A 22,999-nucleotide genomic window follows, 5' to 3' on the forward strand; every position below is an offset into this window, starting at 1 on the left:
CCCCTTATCAAACGTGTGGCGTGTCATAGAGCTGATTGCCCCCCATCTGCTTGGCCATGTCGCGATAGTGCTGATCGAGCATTGGCTTGATCTGCGCGAACAACTGATTGCCATCCTTCACGTCGCCGTTGACCACCAGCGAAAACGGCGCCTGAATCGCCACGCTTGACTCGACTTTTGGCGGCGCCGGCGCCGCTGTCATCGGCTTGACCAATGCCCCCGCCGCCGCGTCTGCGCTGGCCGGTGGTATCATCATGTCTTTGGCGGCCATGCCGATCTGCGGCGGCAGCTCAGGATCTTCCAGCCCGGAGCGAATCACCTTCGGCCGACGCAGTTCCGAACCCGGGAAGCGCACCTTGTTGGCAAAGTGCGGCAACAGCATGGCGTCCTTCGAATTCAGGTCGCGCGGGTCATACGACACCGGCGGCGCCTCCGGAGCGGCCGGCGCCATCGTCGCGCCGACATCCAGCCCCTTGCCGGGATTGGTCAGCATCAGCGGGCCGGTGGTCGCCGGCGCGAACGCCTTGGCCGTAGCGCCCAACGAGGTATCCCCCAGCTTCGGCGCCATGTTCTTGCCGGCATCTGCCATCATCAATGGCCCGGCGTCCGGGATTTTCTTCAGCTCTTCGGGCGTGCCGAACATCTTTTTGCCCATGAAACCGCCGAGGGCATCCCCGCCCTGACTGCCCAGGTAGCCACCAATCAACCCGCCGATGATTGTGCCAATCACCGGCACCGCCGAACCGATCGCCGCACCGGCGGCCGCACCGGCCAGCGTGCCCGCCAAACCACCGGCGGCCGCGCCGTAACCCTCGGCCTTCTCGTCCTGAGTCTCGGCGTTTTCGTAGGTGTCGTAGGCTTTCATGCCGGCATCGATCACCGCGACTACCGCCGCACCCTTGACCACGGATCCGACGCTTGGCCCCTTGTAGCTGCCTTTCACGCCCTTACCACCCTTACCGCCCTTGCCCTTTTTGCCATCGCTGCCGGCATCGAGGTCGCCGGGATCCAAGCCGCCGCCCATACCGCCGGCGCCCATGTTGGTCACGATCACCTTTTGCGGGATGTTGGGATTGCCCATCAGCGAGCCACGGCCGATGTTCATCAAGCCCTTAGCCATCTTGAGGCCGCTCATGGCCGTCGACAGACCAATCAAACCGGCCGTGGCCAGCCCGATACCCGTCACCAGTCGCGGCGATTCGTCGGCGAGTTTGGCCAGACCCGTCGCCACCGAGCCAATCCCGTCAACCACCTTGTCCGTTACCGGGCGCATGGCATCGCCGATCGCGCGCATCGAGTCGTCAAGGCTCTGCACCATTTCCGACTGCTTTTGCGCCGAGGACTGCCGGCGCTCTTCCAGGTTCTTATCCAGAATCCCGGTCGCGCTGGCCGACTCCTTTTTCAAGCTGTCGTACAGATCCTTGTTCTGCATGTACGCGGTCAAGGCGCCCTTGACCTGCATATCGACGAACAGGTCGCCCGTTCGCAACGCCGATTCCAGCGAGGCGATCATGGCCTTGGCTTTCTCCGGATCGGCTTGCTCGCTGATCGCCGCCGTGGCCTTGGCCATTTCGGCGGCCTTCTTGGGGTCGGTCGCTTCAATGTATTTTTGGGCCAGTGCAAAGCTGGATTCCAGAGTGGACTTGCCATTCTGCAGCCCGGTGTTCATCGAGCCTTGATAGTCGATGCCGGCCTTCTGGTACGCCGCGACGGTTTCGCCTGAGCCGATTTTCTCCATCCAGTTCTTGAGGTTGTTGGCCGCCTCGTCCGAGCCGCCGGCAGTCTTCATCTGCACTTGCAGCATCGACCCCAGTTGCGTCACCGAGTCCATGCCGGTAATGCCCAGCTTGCCCATCCCCGCGAGCAGTTCCGGGAACCAGCGCGCCATGTCGGCCGCCTCAAAGCTACCCGCCTGCCCTTGATAGGCGATCGCTTCCAATGCCTTTTGCATCATCGCCGGGTCGGTGATCTTGGCGTTCTGCCCCAAGGCGTTGATCATCCGCGCGGTTTCAGTACCGTCCGAACCCTGACCCACGGCGAACTTGGCCGCCGTCGGCGCATAAGCCATTGCCTTGTCCAGCTCCATGCCGGCGCCCACCAGGGCGTTGACCACCTCGGCCACCTGATTGCGCGCCATGCCGGTATCGCGTGACGTGTCGATCACGGTCTTGGACAGCGTCGCCTCTTCGGGCGTGTTGGCAATGTTGGCCTTGATCGCGATGTCACGAATGATCGCGCCATAGTCCGCGCTGATCTTGGCCGGAATGGCCATTGCGGCCGAGGCGGCGACAGCCTGCCCGACGCTGCTGCGCATCTGCTGCTTGCCTTCGTCGAGCTGCATGTGCCCTTTGGCCTTCAGCTCGGCCCCGCGCGCCGTCCTGCCCATCTGAGTGTATGCCTTGCTCAGATTTCGAACTTCGACGCCTTGCTTCTTCAGCGCGGCTAGATTGGCTTCCAGCTTCTCGCGCAGGGCATCGGCACCCTTCGCGCCCGCCAAATGCGCCTTGCGCCATTCGTCACGCAGACGCATGGTGTCGCCAATGGTCTTTTCAAGAACCCGGGCGCGCTTGCCCGTGTCCTCCAATTTCTTGATGCGGCCGGTGACGTCCTTGAACGCCGCTCCCACCGTGGAACTGACCGCCCCGCCAATGACCAGCCCGAGCGCGAGTTTATTGCTCATATGCGTGCCCTACCTTGCTCAGTCGAAAGCGGCTCAATCCCTGAGCCACCACAGCATCCGGTCAAAGGGCATGGCCTCGATCTCGGCGGCAGAGAAACCCGTCTCTCTCGCCAAGGTCTTGGCCGCCACCCGTTGGGTCTCGGCGTTAAAGCTCATCCTCTTCGACCAAGCGAAAATAGCCGGCCTGCAGGCGGTTGTAGTTGCGCGTGGTCAGGGCCGCAATCTCCGGCTCGGTCGCCTGCAACAGACTGCAAAACATGCTGATTTCGAGCTGTTCATAGTCACCCTTCGCACCCGCCGAAGCGGCGCGCTGATCGCGAACGGTCGGCGCACGCATGGTCACTTTGTCGACCTTGACGCCGCCGAAGTCGGCAGCCCCCTTCAGGGTAATAACGACGCTGTCGTCATTGACGAGCAACCAGGAAGGGACTTTCTTTTCTTCGTTTACTTGAGTCATTTTCTAATTCCTTACATGCCCAGGGCCGAACGTTCGGCAGCTAGTTGGTCGACGCCATCCACCACAAAAATCATGGCGAGCGGATCAACTTCGAACATCACACGCCCGTCGATTTCGAGCTTGTAATAGGTGATCTTTACGCCGTGCTTGATTTCACCCACGGTCGACGGTTTCCAGTCGCCCATGTCCACCTCTTTCAAGCCGCCGCGCATGGTGACGATCACCGGCGTCACGCGGCCTTTCAGATCCGCGAAGGCGCCACGGAACACCAGATTGGCGGCGGTCTGGTCAGCCAGACCAAAGAACTTCAGCGCCTCACGGCGCACACCGTTGGTGGTAAAGGCAGACTCGATTTTTTCTAAGCCCACCGCGAACTCGATCGGGGCGAACATCCCGCCGCCTTGGTAGTCCTCGACTTTTTGGGTCAGCTTGGGCAGCGTCAGGGTCGGCACGTCGCCGGAGAAACTGACGCCGTCGACAAACAGGTTCATGTTCTTCAGAACTTGAGGAATCATTGATAAGCCCCCTTAGGCTTCAAGCACTTCTGTCAGCCACTCGTTCGTGACCTCGATCATGAAATTCGGGTTTTCCGCCGGCGGCACGTCGGTGAAGCGGATGCGCCAATACACTTTGCCCTGCTCGATCTGGCTGGCCGTGTTCAGCTCGGTGTCCGCATAAACTTCAAAGTTGATGATCGCGCCGGCGTTCTTCTGGTCGCGCATGAACGCTTGCAGGCCTTCGGTCACGTCCTTGACGTAGGTCTTGGTGATCGAGCGGTCAACCGCCCACTTGTGGCCCGCCTGAATCGCATCCATCAGGATGTCGCAGGTACGCACGCGGGTGACGAATGCCCACTTTGAATCGCTCGACAGCGTGCGGTTGCCCCACAGGCGATAACCGCCGTCACGAATGATCGTGGTGATATTGGCGTTGTTGAGCAGGTTGGCCCGGCAAGTGGCGTCGCCGTCCAGGTACTCGACCGGGCGCGAGGTGCCGGTGATGCCGACAAACTCCTTGTTCGACGGCGAGGCCCAATAGCCGTAAGTCTCGTCAGTCCAGGCGAACAACCCCGCGACCCACGCCGAACCCGGCGCGTCGATCGTCGCACTGGTGACCGTGTCCCAGAACTGCACACCCGGATCGACCAGATACAGGCGCTTGCTGCCGAAGTTTTCGGCGTACTCAATGACCGCTTCGTCGGTCGTGTTCGGCCCGTCGATGATCGCGATAGCACGCAGCTTGCCGGCCAACGCATCCATGGCCGTCGCAATCGCCTGAGTCGCCGAATGCTTCGGGGCGATCAGCAGCTTGGGCTGCGCGTTGTGCTTGCTCTTGCCATCGAGCAGCGCTTGCAGGCCGGTACGCTGACCCGAGGCCAACACGCCGCCGATGATCGCCGAGGTTTGCAGCGCGGCGTCTTCCAGCTTGGGCACGCCGATGGCGACGATCACCGCCTTGGCACGCACATAGATCGCCTGACAGGCCTTAGTGATAGCCGAGTCAGCACCGAAGGCGGCGATCGCCTCGCGCTCGGTCGTGATCAGCATCAGCTCGCCGGCCTGGGCCGTGCCGCCGCCGAGAACGCCGGGGGTGAAGGTGTCGCACAGACCAATGATCGAGGACGACGGCAGCGAGATAGTGCGCGCACCGGTATCAATCAGCGTGGTCGTGACGCCGTGAAAAAAACCACTCATAAGGGTCAATCTCCAGAAACGAAAAAGCCCCGCATAAGCGAGGCTGTGAGGGTGTTCGTGTTACGCGTAACGGAAAAGAAAACGCCCCGTCAGTGCGGGGCGTCTATTGCAGCTCGGCAGGATCTGGCGGCGAGGAATCCGGCCAGCCCTGCGACAGCATGTCGTCGTGAAACTCACCGGCCTCGATCGCGCGCAACAGCGTCAGCTCACGGTCAAAACAGGCTTGGACGTGCGCCCGCACCGCCTTGGCAATGGCGATGATCTGAGCTGAGCCGATCTCGACAAAGCCCGTCACCGTCTTGAAGTTACAGCGATATTCGGGATCGAGGACGGCGGACAATCCAGTACTGGCAATCAGCGCCTGGCTGTCACGCGTCGTCTCGATTTGCAGGCCGTCAATGGTCACGCCCGTCGCCTCTCGCTTGTAGCGCTCCAGGGCGACCAACAGCGCATAATCCGGCACCGGCGCCGGGCGCTCGCCCTTGACCACCTTCCCATCAACCAGACGCCAAATGCCGTCAGTCTCTTGGGTAATCTTGAGAAAGAGGCTGTCATCAACCTTGATCGCCGACGCGGGGATCTGATGGACGCCATCAATCAGGCACGTCCGTAAGGTCTGATCCTCATTAAATACTGCGTACTTCATAGCTCACCTCAGTAGCCGATGCAGATCCAGGAGAACGCATCAGGATAAGTCGCAGCAGCGTTTCGGTACTTAAACCCCGTGGCCACCAAATAGTTATTGTGAAAGGACAGAGTCGCCTCGTTTTGCCCAAACACCAGCGCACACGGCGCATTCGGAAACTGGATTGGAAAGGACACCAAAGCGTCAGCCGCGTTGACGGTGTTATTGCCCCACTGGATGATCAAGCCGCCGAGCCACGACGGGAACACAATGTAGCCATTAATGGCCTTCTGGATTTGAAACCCCCAGCGCATTTTTTTCGGGGTCACGATCGTGGCGTCATCAGTGCCCGCGTCGGCCTGCGCTTGCGTGGCGATCTTGGCCGTGCCGAGCTTAATTTCGGTGGCCTGGGTCGCCAAAGCCTCAAGCGCGGCAATGTCGATATTTCCCTGATTGATCGGCGCGTTCCAGGCCTTGATGCACCACATCACGGCCAAGTTTCGCGGGCGCACAGTTCGCCAATATGCCGTGCCAAACGAACCAGATTGCATCCCTGTCGAGGTGTAGTTGATATCCGCCGCGAAGCCCGGCGCAGGATCAGCATCAATCTGCGAAACGTTGGCAATTCCTTGAATCGTAGGGCCAACACCGTCGTCACCTTGAATCTTAGTGCCGACTTGATAGCTGCCAACCGCACGTCCAGCATCAACCCCGCGCCCATGATCCCAGCCCCGCAGAAACTCTGCGCGGGATTCCGGCATACGGAAATTGCCGGCGCCCTCGTCGCCCTTGTTGAAGGCCGTACCGAAGAACGCTGCCAGATCGGGATAGACCGCAATGCTTTTAACACTGCCGTCCAGCTCCAGAAACCCGGGCGCGATCTTGTCCAGCGGAAACGCCACCATGGCGCCCACCGGCAGCGCCGAGGCCTGCGCAATCATCGCCTCGATTTCGGTCTTGGTGTAAGTGTCCTTGATGCCCATGCCGGCTAGCGTTTCCGGGTTATCACCCGACACCACAATTCCCCGATCGTTGGTCTTGACCCGCGTCCACTGTCCCGGCGTCTTGTTCTTCGGCAACACCTCCAGAATGGCCGCGTCGACGTAAGCCCGCGAGGCCAGAACAATCGCCGGATCGATCTTGAGCGTGATGTTGCCGGTGCTGGTGACAATGAAATTCATGCGCACGATTTGCGTGCGGCCCGAACCCTGCGACAGCAACGGCTTGAAGCTAGGCGCGCAATTGGCCACCGCCACCAGATCCCCGTCCGCGTCGTACAGACCGATTTCGCGGATCCACTTACCGCCCTCATCGGCGGGAATGATCTGCTCGGCGATGATCACGGCCGGGTTGACCGGGTCGATCTTCAGTTGGTTGAGCGGCTTGCGGCGCCATTCGTTGAGCAACTTGGTTTGTCCGGCGGCCGGCACCGGGTTGGGCGGGTCGGCCAGCCCGTTCGGGTTGGCATCACCCACGCCCATTTGCGTGATCAGCCAGGGAATGCCGAGCGCGTCGGCATTCGCCTGCTTGGCCATCCCCACGTTCGTGAGGATCGCGAAAAACTGCGAATTCGCATCAATCATAATAAACGTCCAGGGTGTCTATGGTGTGTTCGCGACCGACCACGCCGAAGCTGCAGGTGACCTCGATGTCACGCATGACGGGCGGGTAAACGTCGATTTCGTCGCCTTCGTAAAGGGACACGGCAATATTCAAATCGCCTTGTGTTTCCAGGCTGATCGCCAGCCCGGTCAGATGCCGCGTGACGGGCTTGGCGTCATCAATCAGGCGCTCTAGCTCCTGATACATTTCCTCGGTGATGCCGGTATCGAGAACGCCGACCTTCAGCGCGAAGGTGCCCGGCACGCCCTCGGGCACGGTGTTGAACCACTCGACTATCTCGATCAGATAGCCCAGCGGCTCGACCACCCGGCGCAGCGCGCCGATCGTGCCCTTGTGCTTGTGGATGTAGAAAGAGGCCTTGATGGCCGCGCGCTTGGTTGCCTCAGACCATCGGTAATCCCAGCGATCGACAGACCACGCCCACGCCAGATGCGGCAACAGCTGAGCCGGGCAAGTGTCGGGGTCGTACAACGTGCGCAGCGGGACAATCGTGCGCTCGTAAAAAGCCGCCTCGATTGCCCGCTCCAGTGGCGTGCTATTGCTCGGCAGAAGGCTTTTCATGCTTCCCCCGCCAGCTTCACCGTGTAACCCGTACAGAACGCCGCCTGCGCCTTCGTGGGGGCCAGATCGACCCATCCGATCAGCTCAACCCGCGAGACGCCGGCAATGTGCAACTGCGCATCCACCGCCGACCGGGCCACCTCAACCCCCAGCCGCTTGCGTGGATTGATCCATGCCGCCAGTCGTCGCTCGGCTTCCGCCCGGCTGGCCTCGCCCTCAGGCCCCGCACTGCTCATGTGCAAAATGGCATCAATGCTGTAGTCGAGGATTTCCGCGCTTTGCACCTTGACCCGATCGCCGAGCGGCCGAACGTCTTCGTCATTCACTGCCAACCGCACCACGTCCAGCAGCTCGGCGCTGGCCTCGCCTTTTCCCTCAGTGCTGAGCACCGTTACCGTAACGTTGCACGGTGATGGACTTTCGGCCGAGGCGTCAGCCACCAGCCCCGAAGCGTTGCGTGTGTGCAGGATGTAGCTGTTACGCGGCCCGGCCGTGGTCAGCCCCTCATAAGCCAACTGGATGCGCTCGCGGTACGGGTCGTCTTCCTCCAGCACTTCAGGCACCGGCGGCGTGACGGTCAGATCCTCGGCTTGAATCACCAGGCGCGGCAGATTGACGTTGGCCCCAAGGTGGTCAAGGTCACTCTTGATCGCGTAGGCCAACAGCAGCGCCTTGGACGCGTCGTTGACCCGGGCGCGGTTGCCCAGCTTGATATAGGCCGCCGTCTCCAGCAGTTTGACCACCGGATCGGATTCCATGTTGGCCGTCCAGTTGTCGCCCAGGTCGACCCGAAAGGTGCTGAGGCAATCTTGAAAGGTCAGCTCGTAATCCAGCGGTTCCAGCACGTCCGGCGCCGGCAGTGCGGACAGATCCAGAACACTCATGTACTCACCTCGGCCAAGAAGTCGTTGCCCAGGTACTTGCCGGCAACAACAAAATCAATCTGTCCGCCCAGCACCGATTTCACACGGACGCTCTTAAGCTCCACGCGCGGCTCCCACCGCTCGATCGCGCGCGCCGCCTCGGCTTGAACTGAGCTTTTCCACCCGGCGTTAACCGGCAAGTCCACATAACTACGGCACTTGCTGCCGTACTCCGGACGCTTTCGCCGGCTGCCGATCGGCGTGCTGAGAATGTCGCCGATCGACTGAATAACGCTTGGCAAATCGGCAATGGGCTGGCCGGTGTGGCGATCCATTCCGATCATTTACGTCACTCCGGCGGTTCAATTTCGGGATGGGATTTCAGGTAGGTGACCGCCTGTTCATCAGACGCCGACACCTCGACAGTGGCCTTGACCACCGACAGCGTTCGATTCGTTCCAGGGATGCACAAGGTGCGCGAGGTGAAGACCGTATCGCGGAACTTCAACAGCAGATCCGGCGTTTGAAGTTGAGCTGGCACGGGTTGGCGAATCGGTGACGGCAGTTGCTCATCGATCGCTTGCTCATTGTTCTTGGCCATGGGTTTCCTCCGGGCATAAAAAAGCCCGCACTGGGCGGGCTGGATGGGTGATTAATGCTTGTGGTGATTGTCGCTACTGCCGACGGCCATGATGTTCGCGTCGCCGTCGATGTTACCGGTGACGTGTAACGTACCGTCGATATTGACCGGCCCCTTGATGTTCACAGCGCCCTCAAGATCGATCGTTCCAGACTTCACTGTCACCGCGTTATCCGTAACGACGAGTTCTGTACTGCCGACTTTGATCGTCACCGTGCCGGTCGGCAGGGTTATGGTGTAGCTCTTGGCCTGCCAGTCGTAGACCAGCGAACCGCCATCATCAAAACGCCAGACCTCGACGTGGTCGCGGTTGTCTGGCTGGGCGCCGGCATTGCCGTACAGCCCGGGAATGAAAGTGCCCATGCCGGCCTGGCCACTGGGGTTGAACAACACCCCCTGCTCACCAGGACTCGGCGCGCGCCAGTGCCGCGCCTTGCCGGCGGCGAGGCTGTGCCAGCGCACCCAGGCACTTGTCCATTCGCCACTCGACACCCGGACCGTCCCCGCTGGCAGATCCACGCCCACCACTACGCAAGGCATCAGCATGGCCGCGATCATTCGGTCATGCTCTGCACTGGCGTAACTCATGGCGAGTCTTCCGGCGCCCACACAACTTCCACCGGATAACCACCGCTCTCGGGAACCACTTCGGGATCATCTGACCAAGGCCAATCCTCCGCACCCAAGTACAGCTTATGGGTCCATTCAACGACCCATACGGTGTAGCCATCCAGCTCCGGCTTGGTCCAGTCCTGCATGGCCTGAACGAACTCCGCAGGCTCGACCGCAACGCCCCAGGTTTGCAGGCGCAACAGCACCGCCAGTTGGGCGGCCAAGTGTGCGGCCTGCTCACAATGCTGCGCACGAATCGGGTCGACGATGATCCGCGCTTCGAACCTGCAGATCAGCGAGGTCTGCCCGGTACCGATGTCAGCACCGGGTTCCATTTCTGCCATTTCGATGAACACTGCAGGCAGCGCAATGCGATCCTTGATGTTGGGCCATGCCGTGACTGCTTTGACACCTGGCAGATGGCTCGATAGCTGCTGTTCGATCGCCTGATAAAGCTCGTCGAGGGTGAATGGTTCGTCAGACATTGGCCGTCCCCTTCAGGTACTTTTGAAACTCAAAGTTCAGCTCCTGCTGCAGGATCTCCAGCAAACGGCCATGGGCGCGTTTGACCCACTCGTCGAAGTGCGGACGGGCTCCCTCAAGCGACACTTTGGCCTTTGCCAGTGGAAAGCGACTGCCGTTCTCCGCGACCCATCCAGAACTGGCACCGCCCCTCGCCGACGCTGTCGTATCGGGGTAGTCGTTCGAATTGAAGTGCTTGCTTGCGGTACGGATCCAGATGTCGGGCTTGTTGCCGTAGACCTGTTTGAGGAAAGCGCCTTGATAACGGCGCCCCGCCACCGACACGCCGCTGCCATTTTGCCGTGCGCGACCGATCCGGCTGGACTCAATGGCATACAGTCCAAACCACAATTTGCCGCTTGCGGCTCTGCCGGCGACCGGGTAGCTGCGCAAGCGCTGACGCACCGCTGCTACGGCAATGCGCTCCTGCCGGCCCACCGCACGCGCAATGTGAGTGCGCAGCCACCCCAACGTTTTGTTGATGGCTCGACGCTGAGCAGCAGCGGCGGCTTTCGGCACCAATGCAGCGAAACCTTCAAAGGCTTGCAAATCTGCCGCCGAAGACTGAATTGTCAGCATCCCGCCACTGGCCGAGGATTTGTAATAACTGCCGACGCTCATGCTCGCATCCTCAAGATCAAAGCGACCAAACCGTCTCCGCTCGGCTCGAGCTGAATCAGGTCGTAGTCACCACCGCCGTCCAAGGCAGGCAAGTCGACGCTAACCAGCATGCCCTGTTCCAGACCTTGCGAATCGCTGACACGGATTTCGAAGCGCGGCTCGCGCAACCCGGTGTTGAGCTTGCCGAACTTGGGTTGCAGCCAGGGCGCGGCAAACATGCCGAACACTGGCTCTTCGCGACCTTCGATCCGTGCCGTATCGCCCAGCGTTTCGAACACCACCGCGTCGACCTCGGCGACCAGGTCGCGAAAGCCCATGGTCAGAGTTCCAACGTGATCTGGGCTCGCGGTCGAGTGCATAGGTGCAGCGGGTTGGACTGCGCCTCACCGGCCATGCCCTTGCCGAACTGCATCGGCTCGATTTTGCTGTAGTAGGGAATGCCCTGCGTATTGACCGTTTCCATGTAGTCGGCAGGCGCAAACGCCGAGATGTACAAATCGGGCACACCTTCCGGAACCAGGAGCGCCTGATCGTCGTGGACGAAAGACACGCCCGCCACCTTGCCACGGTAGCGCTCCCAGGTGATGCCGCCGAATTCGAAACTTTCCCGAGCGTCGCCGCGCAAAGCTGCCGCCTGCTGACTATTGAGATACGTTTTCTCGACTGCATCGTGGACGATCAGGCTGTTCCAAAAGGTCTTGCCACAAAAGGCGCGAGAGCCGGTGCTAGTCACACTGCCGAGAGCATCTTCCTGCATATCCAGCGCCTCAACGCATTTAACACGAAGCTTTGTTTTTGGGTCTGCCAAGCCCATGGGCAGCCTCTGACGCTGCACACCGAAGCGCTCATACAGGTCGAGAAGCACGGTCGATCCATCAGCGTCGAGGATCAGGCCGTTGAGTGCGCCCATGCGCTGGAACTCATGCGTGGCGTCCAATTGACGACGCGCCTTTGCCAGACGGGCATTGACCACGTCCTGCACCGCCTGCAGCTCAGTGCGAGTGCCGAAGGCGCGGATGCCTTGGATCTCATCCGCCTTGATGGTGAAACGCTCCGGCAGGTGCACGGTGTTGAACGGGATCAGGTTGCGCTTGCTCGCAGCAACCACCAGGCCAGAACCACCGCGCTCACCGGCCGGCACCAGTGCCAAGGTGTCACCGTCCTTTTCAATCTGCACGGTCAGGGTAGTAATCCCTTCCTCGCGGAACAGGCCCAAGGCGCTGATGCGGCCCGGCAGGTAGGGTTGATCATTGAGTGCAGCGGTCAGCGAAGTGACAGTGAATGCTTCGTCGTCAAAAATGGCGATATCGGCCATGGGTACTCTCCAGAAACGAAAAATCCCGCTCGCGGCGGGATGCATAAAAAAGAAGGATCGACTTAGCGGACGATCACGAAATGAGTGGCGAGTGCTTTCTCGGCAGCCAGATCGAGGCCGGTCAAATGCGCTTCGCTGACTTCGGCCAACCGCACCACGGCACGACCGCGACGCACCACATCGGATTCGCCCAGCGGGCCGTAGAGAATGGCGACAGCGTTTTCGGTGCCGTCCTCAGCAGTCGGTTCGTAGGGTGCGAATTCGCCGGAGGCGGTCACCAGCCCGAGAATTTGCCCGGGCCACAACGCTGGACCGGCCGCGACGTTGATCGCTTCACGCGAAATATTGCCGGCGCCTTCGGACAGCAGGAATTCACCTGCGTGCATCGGTTCCTGTTTGATGGTCATGCTCGTGCTCCTTTCGCGCTTTGCGCGGTTCCAGTTTGGGCCGCTTGGCGAGCGGCCCAAATCGAGTTGGGATCAGGTTGTTTGGCCAGCACCTTGGGCGCCAGGTCGTCCGCCAGCGGCAGACTGTTGTCGATTTCAAAGCCCTTACCGCTGGTGACAATCTTGTCGAACAGACGCGCCCGCACCGCCGGCGCATCCAGACCTGCCGCGACAAACTCGGCGCTGAATTCAGGCAGCCGCGCGGCCACGCAGAGGTCGTTAATCGCCTTGGCGCGTGCCAGACCCGCCAAAACGATCTCCTCACTTTCAAGCTGGGTGGATTTGAGCAGCGGCTCGATCAGGTTGCTGATGCCCGCCGCCGTGCAGCGCTGAGTGACCATCAATGCCAACTTGGCCGAGTCGACTACAGGCGGCACCAGCGGCGGATCGACAGGATCAAGATCCGGATCCGCCTCAGGTGGCTCGTCGAGCTGGGCCAGCAAATCAGCCGGTGCGTTCTGGAATCGTTGCAGCACCGCGCCTTGACCGAGACAGGCTTTGACCTTGACGCCGTCGCCCACTTCATCGGCCAGCCCCAAGGCCACCGCTTCGTTGGCGGTCAGCCAGGTTTCAGCCGCCACCAAACGCCGCAGTTCCACCTCATCAATGTCGGGCGCTTTGGCCTTGTACGCCGCGATGATCGCTTCCATGGTCTGGTCGAGAACGTCGGCCACCTTGCGGAAGTCCTCCGCATCACCGGCGGCGTAAGTCCATGGGTTATGGATCATCAACATCGCGTTGGAAGCGATGACCACGCGGTGGGCACCGCACACAGCCACACTGGCGGCACTCGCTGCCAGTGCATCGATCCGGCCGGTGCAGCGCTCGCCCAGCCGCGACAGCACGTTGTGCATGGCTAGACCGTCGAACAGGTCACCGCCGATACTGTTGAACGCGGCGACCACCGGCGACACACCATCATCCATGGCGCGCAGATCCTGCACGAACTGATTGGCAGTGATACCCCACGCGCCGATCTCGCCATAGACGAAGACTTCGATCACTCGCTCGGCGGCCTCGCCGCTGGCATGAACGGCGTACCAGGTCTTGTCCTTGACCTCGACGCGTTTGCCGGCGCGGTTGTAAATACGCGGTTTCGCGCTCTTGCTCATGGTTGCTCCTTGTCGTCGGTGTCTTCGACGGCATCCAGGGTGTTGTAGTTGAGGCCCAGCGCTGTGGCCCGCGCCAGATCGGCGGCGTTTTCCAAATCGACCGTTTCGGCGTCGTAGCCGGTGCGCAAGACCATCTCGCTGCGCGACGCAAACCCGGCTTGCACTTCCATCCGGCGTGCCTGCACGTCCTGCACCGGCTGGATGTAAGCCCAGCCCTGCGGTACCCAGCGGGTCCGTAAATACTCGCGGCGCTTTTGTGCGTAATCGTCCAGCACCAGAACGCCAGACAGCACCGCCATGTCCAACCACGCCGCCCGTACAGGACGACAGAGTTGGTGCACGTACACGCTAAATTGCAGTTGCTCCAGACGCCGCCGAAACTCGTTAAGCACCACCCGAAGCGCTCGGTCGTTGATTCCGCGCATGTCGCCGGTGAGGATTTCGTAAGGCGTACCCGACCCCGCTGCAGCAGCCATCAGTTGCTGTCGCATAAAGTCCGGGTAGTTGTTGCCGGCGTCTGGCGGTTTGGAGAACTCAACCTCCTCACCTGCCCCCAGCTCCTGCATGGTGCCGGGTTCGAGCGCGACCATCGGGGTGAACCCGTCACGATCCAAATCCAGCAACGCGCCGGTAACTGGATCGCGTGGAGCCGGACCCGAGTCCGGCGCCGGGCGCTTGATGAAGCCGGCGAACAGGTTGGCCACTTCTTGGCGGAACAGTACTGCGTCGTCGTAGTTGTCGAGGCTGCGCAGGCGTTTTAGCACCGGCGACAATCTCGGCACTCCGCGCAACTGGCCAGGCTCAACCGGTTCGAAGATGTGCAGCACCTGGGTAGCAGGCACGCGCACAAGCTGGTTGTAGCCGGCGTTCAGGGAGGCTGCATCGCGCGGATGCGACAGGTACATCCAGTACGCGACCCGCTTCCCGCCTGGGGTGAACTCGATGCCAGCGCGGATGACGTTGCCGTTATTGGTGGTCTCGAACTTGTCGTGCGGCACAAATTCCGGTGCGAGGATCTGGAGCTGCAGCGGAACTGCTAAGCCTTCATCCAGACCGCGTGGCCGCAAGCGAACAAAGCATTCGCCCGAGGTTTCCACCGTACGCGCCACCAGCGCCTGCTGGCCGTAGAAGTCGGTGCGGTCATCTGCATCTGACTCATCGACCCAATCTCCCCACAGCTCCTGGAGCAGTTTGCGCAAGGCATCATCATCCGTCGTTGGCCTAGGCGTGATGCCGGTGCCGATCAGGTTGCTGACGCGCTTGTCGATGACGTTGAAGGCGTAAGGGTCATTGCGAACCGCCGCCCGCGAACGCGACCGCAGATTGCGCAGGGCCGGAGTGTTGATGCTGTTGATCCCGTTGTCGGGAGCGTCCCAGCCAGCGGAGCGGCGCCCTTCTCCAGCGCCTTCGTAACTGGCCTTGATATTGGACGGCAGCACGAATCCGTTACGGGTCAGCGTTGGGAAGTGTCGAGCCATCAGACCCCCTTCCCTGCATGGTACAGCCGGACCACGCGCGAACGTGGCCCAGCTGCACTTGCCAACGACGATCGTATTTCCTCGCGCGCCTTGAGCAGTTCATCGACCGTGCGGTACTCCACGGTACGGTCGGTGTAGCGCACAGTTTTCTCACCGCGAGCAATGGCCGCCTCAACCGCGTCGAGGTGCTTTTTTGTAAAGGACATATCAGCGTCTCTTCAGATAGCCGCTGGCAGAGCTGCGGCGTTGAGGGGGTGCGGCTACCGGTCGCGGCGTTGCGACCGGTGCAGCGGGTTGCGGTGCGGGTACGAGTTCCGCTTTCGCATTGCTAGATGACTGCTGCAATGCGATGGCAATACGTTCGCTTTGAACGGGTTTTATAGCTGCGGTGTCATCAAACAAACCGGCCTGTGCCAGTGACTGTCGAACCCGCTCCCAATCGTGTTCCTGATACCGGTTGATACCCAAGTAATGGGCCATGGCCAGGCAGTACACCATCAGGTCGAGCGCTTCGTTGCGCTCCGCCTTGCCCTTGACCCACTCGATACGCTTGTGACCGCGCACGTAACGGGCGACCTTACGTTCGGCCACGCATTGAGCGAAGAACTCATCCGGCAGGTCGTTGGCAAAGTGCAGCGATCCCGGCCCATCCGGGAACGGGTAGCGGTTGTAGATCCAGTCTTTGGCGGTGTCGGTACCGACGAACCACAGCTCGGCGCCGTTGCGTTCGGTCTGGCCCTTCCAGGTCACGTCGACCATGGACGGGCGCTGAGCGATCACCGGCCTACCCGGCTTGCTCGCACCCTTGATGGCGAAGACGTTACGCCAACGACGGGCGCGGCAGAACTGGTAAACCTCGTCGGTGTGATGACCGCCGGAGTCGACACCAGTGGCGAGAATCCCCAAGCCGACACCGCAGGGATGCCGGTACCGCGCCTTGAGTTTTTCGTCCAGCACTGCCCAGGTGCGCTCATCCGCCGGGTCGCCCCATATGATCTGGTGATCCACCACCCAGCGCTCCATGCCGACGCCGAAGCCCATCACCATCAGTTCAAGGCGGTTGGCCTGAACGTCGACGGCGCCGGTCAGCATCAGCACGCCCAGCGGCATAGCGCCGAGGGTGTATTTTTCCAAACGCGCCCGAGCGATCAACACTTCCGCCTTGGTCTGTTCGAGCGCGCTGTCCCATACCTTGGCCAGTCGGGTGTTGTAGAACACCTGCATGAGACTGGTATCGCCTTGCGCCTGGGCTTTTTTCGCGTCCTCGAACTCGACGGCGAGCGAGGCCCAATCCATCCAGCCGGTCGGCGAATACAACGCACTGAGATGAAACCCGACGGTCTTACCATCGCCACGACCATGCGCACGCCATTCACCTCGGGCGAGCATGTCGCTTTTGTGGTGCTCCTCGATCAGCACGTCGCACTCAGGGGCGGCGCACTCGTAATGCACGGTGGCGTAGTCCGCGCTGTAGTGCAGCCGTTCCCACTCCAGTACCTGCATATGACCGCACGTAGGACATGGCACGTAGTAGTGACGCTGGTCGCTGGATTCGAACAAATCTGCGATACGCGAAGCGCCTTTGATTGTCGGCGAGCTGGAAAAATAGATCTTGGCGTTGCGACCGAAGTTGGTTGCCCGAGTTTCGGCCAGCCGGATGGGATCACCCTCCTGGCCAACATCGTTCTCCCAGCGATCGACTTCGTCGCCGTAGATGTAACGTGCCGACAGCTCCGAAAGGTTGGCCGCAGAACCTGCAGTTGTGACGTACAGCGAACCACCTTCGAATTCCTTGGTGTCCATCGTATTGCGCGCGTCCCGTGAGCGGCTCGTTGCCACGCGCTCGCGTAACACCGGGGTGGCTTTGATGGTCTTGCTGATCCGCCCCGAAACCCGCTTGGACAATCCAAGACTGGGCAGCAAGGCCAGGATGTTCGACGGTGCCATGTGGATCAGTCCGCCCATCCAGTTGAGAGCGATCTGGGTTTTCATCAACTGCGAGGCCACCATGGTGACCACGCGCCTGCAGGGGTGAGCCGGTGACAGGCAGCGCATCGGCTCTCGGGCATAAGGTGTGCGTGAGGTGCGGTACTGGCCTGGCTCAGGTGCGCCGGTGTCTCGCGGGATTCGCATGTACTCATCGGCCCATTCATCAATCCAGAGATCGGGGTCAGGGCGCAGTCCACGGAAGTAGTTCTCACGGTACACCTTTGCACCGTCAGAAAATTCCGTGTGCATGGGTTCAATCCGCTGTCATGGCATGTTCAAGATCCGCTGAAGAGAGGCGTTCTGCTTCTTCCAGCGTCCGACGGATTGTTGCCGTCAGGTGTTTTTCGATTTGCCAAGGATCCGTCATCGCCGCCAAGTCATAGGACAGCTGCGGAAGCGGCCCAAACAACTGGTCGCGCAACAATCTGCCTGCGTCGTAGGCACCGGTCTCGACTGCCTCCCTGGACACCAACGAACCCTGCGCCTTGCCCAGCTCGATTTCGGCTAGTTTGGCCATGTTGTGCTCGCGCAGTGCGCGGGACCGCTGGTAGTCAGGGTGCTTGCCGTCCACGGGTATCAGTTGCGGCGGCGCAGCCGTGGAGGTCGGCTCGCTGACGTGGGACAGTTGACTGTATACGTCACGCTGAATCCGGTCTTGCTGGTGACGTTCGGCAACGGCGACCTTGCTGGGGTCGCTGGTTTTATCGAGCAGCGCCTCGGTGGCTTCAAGGTCGATTTTGCCGTTCTCGGTAAGCACCAGCCGATCCTGACTGGCCAATTTTGAGACATAGGATTTGGCCCAACCGCGCCGGGCCGCAAACTCCGTTTTGCTGATGATTGTCATGGTTAATTCTCCAGTTCACCCCGCGAGTTCACCTGTTCACCTCAGTTCACTAAGCTGGTGAACCGTCCGCTAACACAGTCCCGCGGGTTTCCGACCCCGTACCCTCCGAATAACCCTAGGGTCCCCGGCGGTTTCAGGCTGGTCCGCCGCCATTCGGCGGGACATCGCACACGCCAAGCCGCTTGGCAGCCCAGCGTTCGTACAAGCCGATGGCAACATCTGCACCGGCCATTGCCGTGAGACAACCCAAGGCGCCCGCCGTCCAGAGCGACATGCCCGCCGCGATCATCAGCATCATTGCCGAGACTCCGCAGACAATGCAGGCACCGGATCTAAGCGCAAGCCGACGCATCAACGCCCAGCCCCGGGCACCATCCTTGTCTGCTCGCCACATCTCACCGGATACGCCGCCGACTAGAGCCAGGACGATCACCAACCAGATCGGCATTTCTGCCAGCGCTTGCTGCTCATTTGTCATGTTGTGCCTCAAGTGAAGGAGCATGCCGAACACAAAAAAGAAAACCCCGCCGGAGGGCAGGGTTTTCAATGTCGCGGCATACGCCAGGACGAAGTGCACAGCACGTGCTCGGGGGAGCGCCAAGGCGCAGAATCCATATCGTGGGGACTTTTTACCCCCTGAGTACGGAACCGAAAAGGGGGCATTTTCGGTTATCCAACTTGACGCAACTTTGACGCAACTTTGAGGAGACTTTGAGGTAGAGCACCCCGACCAACGGTCAGCCACTTACGTGCATCTTTACGCTCGGTCAGCACCTCAAAGAGTCGGACATGAAGACGGTGCACAAGATCGTAGTAGGTTTGCTTCGCCTTTGAGACGTAGCCCAGTTCGTGCATCTGCGCTGCCCATGTCGGTGCAGGGTCAAAGCTGTAACGCATAACTGCCAACTGTTGCAGCCTTTCACCCCGACCATCTTGCCGGGCGATCTCGGAAAGGGCGGCACCAATTTCCTGCGCAATTGCATCTGGACCCGCACCAGCGCCGAGAAGGATCCGAGAACCGGGTGTGCCCCGCGGCGCACAACCGCCCCACTCCATGATCGTCGCCATCGGGCTACCCATGCCTCCGGCTTCACCGTCGTTCCGGCATTGCTCGCCCCAATGGTTCAGCAACAACTCCATCGCCTCAATCATTGCCCTGCCCCCACAAAACCGAACCCAACACAGAAATACCGCAACCCGACACAAACCCAACACAGATAAATCCCTTTAAATTCAATGCCTCAAGTAGATTTGAGTTGAGTGTGTTGGGTTTGTTGGGTTTATCAGTCTTCGCATAAGAAAAAATTCCTTCCGCCGAATTCTTTGCAAAGAACGTCATGCATGCGCGTGCGCGACACAAAACCCAACACACCCCACACAACACCCGCGGAGGCATGTATTTCGGGCACTCAAATTGTGTGGAGTATTCAAAATCAACCCGACACACACTCAACACACCCAACACACTTTTGAAAATAGTCATGCTGCAAGCGCCTTGATGTGATCCCAGCTGTCCACGTGCCAGCCCGCCAGCCTGGCCTTCGCCCGCCAGTTCTCCACCTGCTTGCCCAGCTCGGCCGCCTTGAGTGATGGCGGGGAAGCATCCAGGTCCGCGGGAAAGAAAAACGCGCCGAAACGACGGTTATTGCCGTCAGTCCAAGGTATTGCACGCGATTTATCCACCTCGGAACTGATGAACAGAGAGAACTTCGTCTGACTCATCACATGCTCTTTGTTGCGCTGACACCATTCGAGAAACAACGAATAGAGGTCGGTCGATAGACATGGCCCCCAAAGCCCATGCCCCAGCTCGCTGTACTTCCACAAATGCAAGAATGTTTGCCAGCCGGCCCGACTCAAGCCCACCAAACGCTCACGCGCCTCGGTCGATGGCGGCCGCGTGCGCTGGTTGAAGTCACCTAGATCGACCGACAGTAACCAACCATAGAGCGCCGCCACCCCACCCTGCTCCAGTTCACGACCAATCGCCTTTTGCCGAGCGACTGGTAGGGTCTCCATAGGCCACATAACAAGCATTCGTCGATCACTGTCGCTGATTGGCCACGGAAGAATCTCGTTGCTGAGAAATACCGCGTTCATATGGTTGGCTTCCTCCCAGCCATTAATGAACTTCGACTCCATCCGCACCGTTTTACCAGTGATCAAGTGCTTGATCTTGCCCACCTGGTTGTAACGTTGATCGCGACTGACCACCTCTTCAAAGACGGACCACAATTTGCGGCTTTGCCACGCGTTGAAACTGCTTTCCAACTGCGTCTGACCAACAGTCGCTGCGTATTGGCCGTAAAGCATGCCGAGTGCGTCAGCGAACAAAAGGCTCTTGCCCGAACCTTCCATGATCGAATGCATCAATACAGCGGTGTCCATCTTGGCGCCCAGGTGCTGCAGCGGATACGCCAGCCAGCGAGTTAGCCAATCGGTCGCGGCTTCATCATGATTACAAAGAAATGAGATCAGCCAACGCAGGTTGGCACACGCTGCATCATCCCTGACTGGCTCAAGCGGCAACCCGTCAAAGGTATTGATGTACACCGCAGGATCCTTCGTCATGGTCGGATCAAACACGATGTGTTCAACATCGACGGTGCGGCGTTCGCTGCTGTTCAGCCACAAGGGGTAAGTGTCACCCAGCGCCATCTTCACCGCGCCCTCGGCTATGCGCCGCTTCTTTTCGCGATCCCAAACGTCTTTGGTGCCATCGATGTAAACGTAACGATCGGTTGGAGACATCCCCAATGCACCGCCCTTCTTCCCAGCCATGCGGCGCGCCTGCTCGATCTCGCGAACATGGTCGTCAGAAATCAGTCTCTTTCCGGTGTCGTCCAACCAGGCTTTGGCCAGTGGCTTGCCCACACGAGCTTCGAAGGCGGACTTCTTCATTACCTTCGATTGGTCGCAATCCCACACGTGCGTGGTGCCTTCTACCAGCGCAAAACGACGCAGAATGTGGTCCAGCGTTATGACCTCCCCCGCCCCCCCATCAGGAGCAGGAGCGGCCTCGCTGGACGGGCGTGTTTCGTCGGAGGTCGGCCCGCTCAATTCACCGGATGGGGTGGGGGGAAGATCATTAGGATCTGGACGGGCGGCGTGTTGCATGCCCAACATTCGCGCAGCATCCTTCACAGCCTTCGACTGGTCGCCCCCGTGCTCGAGTAAGCAGAACACTTCAAAGGCGTCGTTCTGATGTCCGTTCGCGAGAGGATCAGCACCGTGGTGCGAATAAACCTTGCCCTCACTGATCGTCACCCCTGGCAGACCGGTGCTGCTTTGAGGGTACAGCCACTTATTGCCTCGATTGATGTACCCATGGGAGCGAAGAAGCTTCGCAACATCGTGACAACGGTTGAATTCATCAATTACCGAGGGCCGTTTGCCTCCACCGAGCGCAGGACGCTTTGGGGCTTTGACCGGTGGCTTCGGTGACGCAATCGCCCATGGACACGCAGCTTCAGCATCTCGCTTAAAAAACTCCCAATTCTGCCAAATGGTAAGCAACTCTTTGGTCAGCGTGGGCAGCCCGTCAGTAGCACTTGGAGCGGTTTTCCAGATGTAAGGTTTGCCGGTACCAGGATGAATTGATGGTGGAAATACGTCTTGCACCAGTCCCGCACGTAGCTCAAAGACCGTGAAGCGTTTGAACGACTCGGCTTCGGTTCGTGCAGCAGCTTCTGCGCCAAGATCACCCTGCTCTTTCGCAGCCTTGGCCTTGTCCATCAACCCTTTGAAAATCGAACCATCCGGGTCTTTTTCATTCGGCCATGAAAGCGAGTGACGCGTGAGTTCGATGCCTTCCGGGACCTTGAACACCACCCGGAATCGCAGCGGATTCCCGACAATAGTCGGGAACACCACTGCCATCGCATCAAGGTCCAGGCCCAACAGTTCATACAGAACATGCCGCGTCCACTGAACGTCATCAACATCCAATGAACAAACGCGGCTCGGCCCCAGCACGACGCCAAGGTTGTGATTAGGGTTTCGTTGCCAGAACGCCTCGGCCGTGTCGGCGTCGGTGATATAGCCTCCGGGCTTATTCCACCCTAGGCCTTTCGGAGCCTTTTCACCTGGATCAATCGATACAAGTGCCAAGTCAAAAGTACTGATGTAACGCTTTGCCCATGTAGCGATGGCTGTTCCTTTGCCCGATTCACTCATCGCCGGGCCTCCCGCAGCTCCTGACAAGAGACGCAGGTCTCGCAACCTTCAACCTTCTGCTGTCGTAGCAACGGGATTGGTTCGTCGCAGTCGTCACAGAACTGCGCGCTGACGCGGCTCGATGGCACGCGGCGATTACGATGAATAGCAATATCAAGCAGGTATTGCGCCTGCTCGTTTGCGCGGTCGATATCATCAGCCATTGATGCGATCCTCCATCGCCTGACGAGCACCCGCCATGATGCCGAGGACTTCGCGAATCACATCCATTCCGTGCTTTTCGAGATCCACGACTTCATGAAGCTCCCAGACGTTGTCCGCCGCACCGTCGTGCATCTTGGCCACGAATTCACCGGTTTCCCCGAGTAGCTTGCCAACCGCTATCAAGGCATCACGGGTTGCCGGTACGGGCACGGGCCGGTACCAAACCGCACCTGCTGGACGCATCAATGCGTCCAGCAAGCGTGGATCAGCGGTCAGCCTGATCACCTCCTCAAGCTCATCTGGATTCAGCCAGCGGCGTTCTTCATCGAGCTTGAGTTTTTTCTGGAGGGTGTCGTTGTCCAACACCATTTCAAAGGCAAGGGCGGTGATTCCGCCCTTGTAGTCACGACCAGCGCGATAAATCGCTTGGCGTAGTGGCAGGACCGGACCAGCGTCCGGCAATAGATCTGTTCTACTCATTACCGTAAATCCCCCATTTACGGTGTAGCCACGGGCCAGGGCAAACCCTATCCTATG

Annotated in this window: 27 protein-coding genes; all 27 read right to left on the bottom strand. The window is 60.0% G+C overall.

What is annotated here, in order from left to right:
- Window positions 1-7: 7 nt before the first annotated feature.
- The 27 genes from CQ009_RS05340 to CQ009_RS05465 all read right to left on the bottom strand — a co-directional run bounded on the left by CQ009_RS05340 (window position 8) and on the right by CQ009_RS05465 (window position 22,942).
- A complete protein-coding gene (locus tag CQ009_RS05340; protein ID WP_105705104.1) occupies window positions 8-2,680 on the bottom strand; it encodes a phage tail tape measure protein in 2,673 nt (890 codons plus the stop codon).
- Between the two features lie 145 nt (window positions 2,681-2,825).
- Window positions 2,826-3,137 carry a phage tail assembly protein gene (locus CQ009_RS05345; protein WP_105705105.1) on the bottom strand — a complete coding sequence of 104 codons (312 nt, stop codon included), beginning with the start codon at window positions 3,135-3,137 and terminating at the stop codon, window positions 2,826-2,828.
- Window positions 3,138-3,148: 11 nt separating this feature from the next.
- The gene (locus CQ009_RS05350) at window positions 3,149-3,652 is read right to left on the bottom strand and encodes a phage major tail tube protein (protein WP_105705106.1); all 504 of its coding nucleotides are present in this window, start codon (window positions 3,650-3,652) and stop codon (window positions 3,149-3,151) included.
- A 12-nt stretch (window positions 3,653-3,664) separates the two neighbouring features.
- The gene (locus tag CQ009_RS05355) at window positions 3,665-4,831 is read right to left on the bottom strand and encodes a phage tail sheath family protein (RefSeq protein ID WP_105705107.1); all 1,167 of its coding nucleotides are present in this window, start codon (window positions 4,829-4,831) and stop codon (window positions 3,665-3,667) included.
- Window positions 4,832-4,934: 103 nt separating this feature from the next.
- Window positions 4,935-5,477, bottom strand: a complete 543-nt coding sequence (locus tag CQ009_RS05360) for a DUF4376 domain-containing protein (RefSeq protein WP_064391012.1) — start codon at window positions 5,475-5,477, stop codon at window positions 4,935-4,937.
- 8 nt (window positions 5,478-5,485) lie between these two features.
- Window positions 5,486-7,039: a phage tail protein gene (locus CQ009_RS05365; RefSeq protein WP_105705108.1), complete on the bottom strand. Its 1,554-nt coding sequence runs from the start codon at window positions 7,037-7,039 to the stop codon at window positions 5,486-5,488.
- Window positions 7,032-7,640 (bottom strand): phage tail protein I, encoded by a 609-nt coding sequence (locus CQ009_RS05370; protein ID WP_105705109.1) that lies wholly within the window; start codon window positions 7,638-7,640, stop codon window positions 7,032-7,034. Before CQ009_RS05370 ends, CQ009_RS05365 begins: the two co-directional genes overlap by 8 nt.
- Window positions 7,637-8,524 (bottom strand): baseplate J/gp47 family protein, encoded by an 888-nt coding sequence (locus CQ009_RS05375; RefSeq protein ID WP_105705110.1) that lies wholly within the window; start codon window positions 8,522-8,524, stop codon window positions 7,637-7,639. Before CQ009_RS05375 ends, CQ009_RS05370 begins: the two co-directional genes overlap by 4 nt.
- A complete protein-coding gene (locus CQ009_RS05380; RefSeq protein ID WP_105705111.1) occupies window positions 8,521-8,847 on the bottom strand; it encodes a GPW/gp25 family protein in 327 nt (108 codons plus the stop codon). The genes CQ009_RS05375 and CQ009_RS05380 overlap by 4 nt, the downstream gene beginning before the upstream one ends.
- A 5-nt stretch (window positions 8,848-8,852) precedes the next feature.
- Window positions 8,853-9,104: a hypothetical protein gene (locus CQ009_RS05385; RefSeq protein WP_064391007.1), complete on the bottom strand. Its 252-nt coding sequence runs from the start codon at window positions 9,102-9,104 to the stop codon at window positions 8,853-8,855.
- 51 nt (window positions 9,105-9,155) lie between these two features.
- A complete protein-coding gene (locus tag CQ009_RS05390) occupies window positions 9,156-9,731 on the bottom strand; it encodes a phage baseplate assembly protein V (protein WP_105705112.1) in 576 nt (191 codons plus the stop codon).
- Window positions 9,728-10,240, bottom strand: coding sequence for a hypothetical protein (locus tag CQ009_RS05395; protein WP_105705113.1), 513 nt, complete (start codon window positions 10,238-10,240; stop codon window positions 9,728-9,730). The genes CQ009_RS05390 and CQ009_RS05395 overlap by 4 nt, the downstream gene beginning before the upstream one ends.
- The gene (locus CQ009_RS05400) at window positions 10,233-10,898 is read right to left on the bottom strand and encodes a hypothetical protein (RefSeq protein WP_105705114.1); all 666 of its coding nucleotides are present in this window, start codon (window positions 10,896-10,898) and stop codon (window positions 10,233-10,235) included. The genes CQ009_RS05395 and CQ009_RS05400 overlap by 8 nt, the downstream gene beginning before the upstream one ends.
- Entirely contained in the window at window positions 10,895-11,215 is a 321-nt protein-coding gene (locus tag CQ009_RS05405; protein WP_105705115.1) for a hypothetical protein, read from the bottom strand. Before CQ009_RS05405 ends, CQ009_RS05400 begins: the two co-directional genes overlap by 4 nt.
- A 2-nt stretch (window positions 11,216-11,217) precedes the next feature.
- A complete protein-coding gene (locus CQ009_RS05410; protein WP_105705116.1) occupies window positions 11,218-12,213 on the bottom strand; it encodes a major capsid protein in 996 nt (331 codons plus the stop codon).
- 62 nt (window positions 12,214-12,275) lie between these two features.
- Window positions 12,276-12,620 (bottom strand): head decoration protein, encoded by a 345-nt coding sequence (locus CQ009_RS05415; protein WP_105705117.1) that lies wholly within the window; start codon window positions 12,618-12,620, stop codon window positions 12,276-12,278.
- Window positions 12,617-13,771 carry a head maturation protease, ClpP-related gene (locus CQ009_RS05420; RefSeq protein ID WP_105705118.1) on the bottom strand — a complete coding sequence of 385 codons (1,155 nt, stop codon included), beginning with the start codon at window positions 13,769-13,771 and terminating at the stop codon, window positions 12,617-12,619. Before CQ009_RS05420 ends, CQ009_RS05415 begins: the two co-directional genes overlap by 4 nt.
- Window positions 13,768-15,249 (bottom strand): phage portal protein, encoded by a 1,482-nt coding sequence (locus CQ009_RS05425; RefSeq protein WP_105705119.1) that lies wholly within the window; start codon window positions 15,247-15,249, stop codon window positions 13,768-13,770. The genes CQ009_RS05420 and CQ009_RS05425 overlap by 4 nt, the downstream gene beginning before the upstream one ends.
- Window positions 15,249-15,455, bottom strand: a complete 207-nt coding sequence (locus tag CQ009_RS05430; protein ID WP_008087653.1) for a phage head-tail joining protein — start codon at window positions 15,453-15,455, stop codon at window positions 15,249-15,251. Before CQ009_RS05430 ends, CQ009_RS05425 begins: the two co-directional genes overlap by 1 nt.
- Before the next feature lies 1 nt (window position 15,456).
- Window positions 15,457-17,487 (bottom strand): phage terminase large subunit family protein, encoded by a 2,031-nt coding sequence (locus CQ009_RS05435; protein ID WP_105705120.1) that lies wholly within the window; start codon window positions 17,485-17,487, stop codon window positions 15,457-15,459.
- Between the two features lie 4 nt (window positions 17,488-17,491).
- Window positions 17,492-18,082 carry a terminase small subunit gene (locus CQ009_RS05440; protein ID WP_105705121.1) on the bottom strand — a complete coding sequence of 197 codons (591 nt, stop codon included), beginning with the start codon at window positions 18,080-18,082 and terminating at the stop codon, window positions 17,492-17,494.
- Window positions 18,083-18,215: 133 nt separating this feature from the next.
- The gene (locus CQ009_RS05445) at window positions 18,216-18,560 is read right to left on the bottom strand and encodes a phage holin family protein (RefSeq protein WP_034156347.1); all 345 of its coding nucleotides are present in this window, start codon (window positions 18,558-18,560) and stop codon (window positions 18,216-18,218) included.
- Window positions 18,561-18,751: 191 nt separating this feature from the next.
- Window positions 18,752-19,222: a hypothetical protein gene (locus tag CQ009_RS05450; RefSeq protein WP_256585376.1), complete on the bottom strand. Its 471-nt coding sequence runs from the start codon at window positions 19,220-19,222 to the stop codon at window positions 18,752-18,754.
- A gap of 4 nt (window positions 19,223-19,226) precedes the next feature.
- Window positions 19,227-19,565, bottom strand: coding sequence for a hypothetical protein (locus CQ009_RS29765; RefSeq protein ID WP_146117525.1), 339 nt, complete (start codon window positions 19,563-19,565; stop codon window positions 19,227-19,229).
- Window positions 19,562-22,258 (bottom strand): DUF5906 domain-containing protein, encoded by a 2,697-nt coding sequence (locus tag CQ009_RS05455; protein WP_105705123.1) that lies wholly within the window; start codon window positions 22,256-22,258, stop codon window positions 19,562-19,564. The genes CQ009_RS29765 and CQ009_RS05455 overlap by 4 nt, the downstream gene beginning before the upstream one ends.
- On the bottom strand, window positions 22,255-22,461 hold the full coding sequence (locus CQ009_RS05460; protein WP_105705124.1) for a TraR/DksA C4-type zinc finger protein: 207 nt from the start codon (window positions 22,459-22,461) through the stop codon (window positions 22,255-22,257). Before CQ009_RS05460 ends, CQ009_RS05455 begins: the two co-directional genes overlap by 4 nt.
- Window positions 22,454-22,942: a phage regulatory CII family protein gene (locus CQ009_RS05465; RefSeq protein WP_105705125.1), complete on the bottom strand. Its 489-nt coding sequence runs from the start codon at window positions 22,940-22,942 to the stop codon at window positions 22,454-22,456. Before CQ009_RS05465 ends, CQ009_RS05460 begins: the two co-directional genes overlap by 8 nt.
- Between the last annotated feature and the right edge of the window lie 57 nt (window positions 22,943-22,999).

It is taken from the genome of Pseudomonas sp. MYb2 (genome assembly GCF_002979955.1).
Taxonomy (GTDB): domain Bacteria; phylum Pseudomonadota; class Gammaproteobacteria; order Pseudomonadales; family Pseudomonadaceae; genus Aquipseudomonas.